The organism is Streptomyces sp. NPDC058459, assembly GCF_042721685.1.
GTDB lineage: Bacteria > Actinomycetota > Actinomycetes > Streptomycetales > Streptomycetaceae > Streptomyces.
Genome location: NZ_JBHXLV010000335.1, coordinates 1 through 4,131, shown reverse-complemented (window position 1 = coordinate 4,131; position 4,131 = coordinate 1). Strand labels below are relative to the sequence as shown.

3 protein-coding genes are annotated in these 4,131 nt (G+C 70.4%); 2 read left to right on the top strand and 1 reads right to left on the bottom strand.

Annotation, left to right across the window (positions count from 1 at the left end; all coding sequences use genetic code 11):
- Nucleotides 1-198: 198 nt before the first annotated feature.
- On the bottom strand, nt 199-1,740 hold the full coding sequence (locus ACFWN1_RS32070) for a S8 family serine peptidase (protein WP_384369876.1): 1,542 nt from the start codon (nt 1,738-1,740) through the stop codon (nt 199-201).
- A 287-nt stretch (nt 1,741-2,027) separates the two neighbouring features.
- Between ACFWN1_RS32070 and ACFWN1_RS32065 the strand changes: the two genes are divergently transcribed.
- Nucleotides 2,028-2,378, top strand: a complete 351-nt coding sequence (locus ACFWN1_RS32065; protein ID WP_384369873.1) for a DUF485 domain-containing protein — start codon at nt 2,028-2,030, stop codon at nt 2,376-2,378.
- On the top strand, nt 2,375-4,018 hold the full coding sequence (locus tag ACFWN1_RS32060) for a cation acetate symporter (protein WP_384369870.1): 1,644 nt from the start codon (nt 2,375-2,377) through the stop codon (nt 4,016-4,018). The genes ACFWN1_RS32065 and ACFWN1_RS32060 overlap by 4 nt, the downstream gene beginning before the upstream one ends.
- Nucleotides 4,019-4,131 lie beyond the last annotated feature (113 nt).

Below are 4,131 nucleotides of genomic sequence, written 5' to 3'. Positions count from 1 at the left end.
GCACGTGCCCACGCACGCGCGCGCCAGCCGCTGCACGGGAAGACGGGCGACCAGGGCCCCCGGCTGCTGGACGCACACCAGCCGGGCGAGCAGCTCGCGATCCCCGCCCAGCGCGGCCCAGGCGGACCCGATCACGGGATCGATCATGGCCGCACCATGCGTCAGCCGCCCCGGCCCCACAAGGAGGCGCCCGCGCCTCTAGTGCGTCACCGCCGCCAGCGCGTCCGCGATGCCCCAGCCGTAGAACCCGTTGCGGTTCTTCGTGCCCTCGCACACCGCGTCGGTCTTGCCGTCACCGTCGATGTCGTAGGGGTCGGTGCACGGCGTGGCCGTCGCCTCCGCGTACAGCAGCGCCTTCACCACGGCGGCGGGGGCGTGCGGGTGGACCGACTTGATCAGCGCGGCGACGCCCGCGACATGCGGTGAGGCCATCGAAGTACCGGCCATGTAGCCCCACTTGCCGCCGGGCAGCGGGCCCAGGATCAGGCCGCTGGTCGCGGGCGGGGCGGGGGTCTGGTACGCGGTCGAGTCGCCGCCGGGGGCCGCGATGTCGATGGTGCCCAGGCCGTAGTTGGAGAACGACGACTTGACGCCCTTCGCCCCGGTCGCCGCGACCGTCACGACCCCCGGGAGCTGGGTGGGTATGTCGAAGCACTTGCGCGGGTCGACGGTCCGGTCCGAGGGCGTGCCGTCGTTGGGGGAGGAGGAGTCGGTGATCGAGTCGGCGGCGAAGTCGTAGTTCTCGTTGCCGGCCGCCGCGACGTTGACCGTGCCCTTGCCCTCCGCGTACCGGGTGGCGCGGGTGATGGCGTCCACCAGGGCCTTCTGGTCCGGGTCGCCGGTGCAGTTGAAGTACCACGGGTCGGTGTAATAGCTGTTGTTGGTGACGTCCACGTGGTGCTCGGCCGCCCACACGAAGCCGCAGACCACGGCCTCGGTGTAGAAGAAGCCGTCCGGGTTGCCCACCTTGATGCCCGAGACCTTCACGCCCGGCGCCACGCCCGTGATGCCGACGCCGTTCCTGGCGCCCGCTATCTCGCCCGCGACATGCGTGCCGTGCGGGGACTCCGACGCGCTCGGCCGCCAGGCTCCGTCCGTGGTGTCGGGCGCGCCGGAGACGCAGTTGACGGAGGCCGCCCGGTCGAAGTTGGGCGCGATGTCCGGGTGGGTGTCGTCCACACCGGTGTCGATGACGGCGACCGTCACCTTGCTGCTGCCGAGCGTCTTCTCATGGGCCTTGTCCGCCTTGATGGCGGGCAGGTCCCACTGGAGCGGCTCCAACGGGTCCTGTCCGTCCACCGCCTTGGCCTTCGCCAGCTCCGCCGCCGTCAGCGGCTTCGGCGCGCCCAGGTCGGTGGTGGACTGCGCGGGCAGCGGCGCGTTGCGGGTGGCGCCGGCCGAGGAGACACCGGGCACCCTGCGGATCGACTTGGCGAACTCCGGGTTGGCGGAGTGGACCACGATCACGCCGATACGGTCGTAACCGGCCACGACGGTGCCGCCGTTGCGTCCTATCGCGCGGCGCACCGACTCGATCGTGCGATGGTTCGCCCTCGTGTTGACCACGTAGGACAGGTTCGGGCCGTCGTACGTGGTGCCGGAACCCTCCGCCGCTCGCGTCGTCAGGGCCGTGGACGGGGTCGCCGAGGCCGCCGTCGGCAGGAAGCCGAGCGAGGCGGTCAGCGACAGCACGACCGGGACGGCCGGCGCGAACCGGCGCCGGGAGCGCAGCTGAGCCATGGGATCTCCACATCATCCGGAAACGGAACCGCCCGAGGCACGGGTGGCGCTCGGGCAGGTACATGACGGGTGGGACAAGGTGAAGCTATCCCGGTGGCCCGGAACTCCGAAAGGGCGGGACCCGTGTGAACCGGCGTACGCCCCGGGCCGTGTGCGTCAACGAGGGGGCGCGGCCGGATCGCGCCCCCCGGAAGATCACCACGGGAAGTCGCGCGTTGACGCCCGGTAACGTGATCTCCGTTCCAGTGAGGTCGGCAACCGCCCGTCCGTGACGCGAGGAGACTTGAGTGGCGACCGAGACACCGCCCCCCGCGAAGCCCCCACTTCCTTCCCCCGAGGAGTTCACCGAGGCGCAGGCGAGCGCGGAATTCGGTGAACTGCGCCGCGCCCACCGCTCGTTCGCCTTCCCTCTGACGATCGCCTTCATCGCCTGGTACCTGCTCTACGTGCTGCTCTCCTGCTACGCGGGTGACTTCATGGGCACCGAGGTCGTGGGCAACATCAACATCGCCCTCGTCCTGGGCCTCGCCCAGTTCCTCACCACGTTCCTCATCGCCTGGTGGTACGCGCGGCACGCCGCCGCCAAGCTCGACCCCAGGGCCGAGGCCATCAAGTCCCGGATGGAGGGCGGCGCATGACCGGCGCTCAGCACACGATCTCCGCTCAGCACACCCTGCTCGCGGCCGGCGAGGCCAGTGAGCACCGGACGCTGATCATCTCCCTGTTCGCGGTGTTCGTCGCCGCGACCCTGGTCATCACCGTCTGGGCGGGCCGCCAGACCAAGGGCGCCGCCGACTTCTACGCGGGCGGCCGCCAGTTCACCGGCTTCCAGAACGGCCTGGCCGTCTCCGGCGACTACATGTCCGCCGCGTCCTTCCTGGGCATCGCGGGCGCCATCGCCCTCTTCGGCTACGACGGCTTCCTGTACTCCATCGGCTTCCTGGTCGCCTGGCTGGTCGCCCTGCTCCTGGTCGCCGAGCCGCTGCGCAACTCCGGCCGCTACACCATGGGTGACGTGCTGGCCTACCGGATGCGCCAGCGCCCGGTGCGCACCGCCGCGGGCACCTCCACCATCGTGGTGTCGATCTTCTACCTGCTCGCGCAGATGGCGGGCGCCGGTGTCCTCGTCTCGCTGCTGCTCGGCATCACCAGCGACAGCGGCAAGGTCGGCATCGTCGCCCTGGTCGGCGTCCTGATGATCGTGTACGTCACCATCGGCGGCATGAAGGGCACCACCTGGGTCCAGATGGTCAAGGCCGTCCTGCTCATCGCGGGCGCGCTGCTGCTGACCTTCCTGGTGCTGCTCAAGTTCGACTTCAACGTCTCCGACCTGCTGGGCAGCGCGGCCGGCAACAGCGGCAAGGGCTCGGCCTTCCTGCAGCCCGGCCTGAAGTACGGCGCCACCGGCACCTCCAAGCTGGACTTCATCTCCCTCGGCGTCGCTTTGGTGCTCGGCACCGCGGGCCTGCCGCACATCCTGATCCGCTTCTACACGGTCCCCACCGCCAAGGCGGCCCGGAAGTCCGTCATCTGGGCCATCGGCCTGATCGGCGCCTTCTATCTGATGACCCTCGCCCTCGGCTTCGGCGCCGCCGCGCTGATCAAGCCCGAGGAGATCATCGCCTCCAACAAGGCGGGCAACACCGCGGCCCCCCTGCTCGCCCTGCACCTCGGGGGAGTGGACTCCGACTGGGGCGCCATCCTGCTGGCCAGTATCTCCGCCGTCGCCTTCGCCACGATCCTCGCGGTCGTCGCGGGCCTCACCCTGGCCTCCTCCTCTTCCTTCGCCCACGACATCTACGCCAACGTCATCAAGAAGGGGCAGGCCACCGAGAAGCAGGAACTGGGCGCCGCCCGCTGGGCCACCGTCGGCATCGGCGCCGTCTCCATCCTGCTGGGCGCGCTCGCCCGCGACCTGAACGTGGCCGGACTCGTCGCGCTGGCCTTCGCGGTCGCCGCGTCGGCGAACCTGCCGACCATCCTCTACAGCCTGTTCTGGAAGCGGTTCACCACCTCCGGAGCCCTGTGGTCGATCTACGGCGGCCTGGTCACCGCGGTCGGCCTGGTGCTGTTCTCCCCGGTCGTCTCCGGCAAGCCCACCTCGATGTTCCCCGACGCCGACTTCCACTGGTTCCCGCTGGAGAACCCCGGCATCATCTCGATCCCGGTCGGCTTCCTGCTGGGCGCGGTCGGCACCCTGCTGTCCAAGGAGGTCCCGGACGCGCAGAAGTACGCCGAGCTGGAGGTGCGGTCGCTGACCGGCACCGGAGCGCACTGAGCCGCTCACCCGGCACACCTCACGGCCGCGCCGCCGGGCCCTCCACTGGCGGATGTGCCGCTTCCGCTGGTCGACTTCCCCTACGACACGACCCGCGCCGCACTGCACATGAC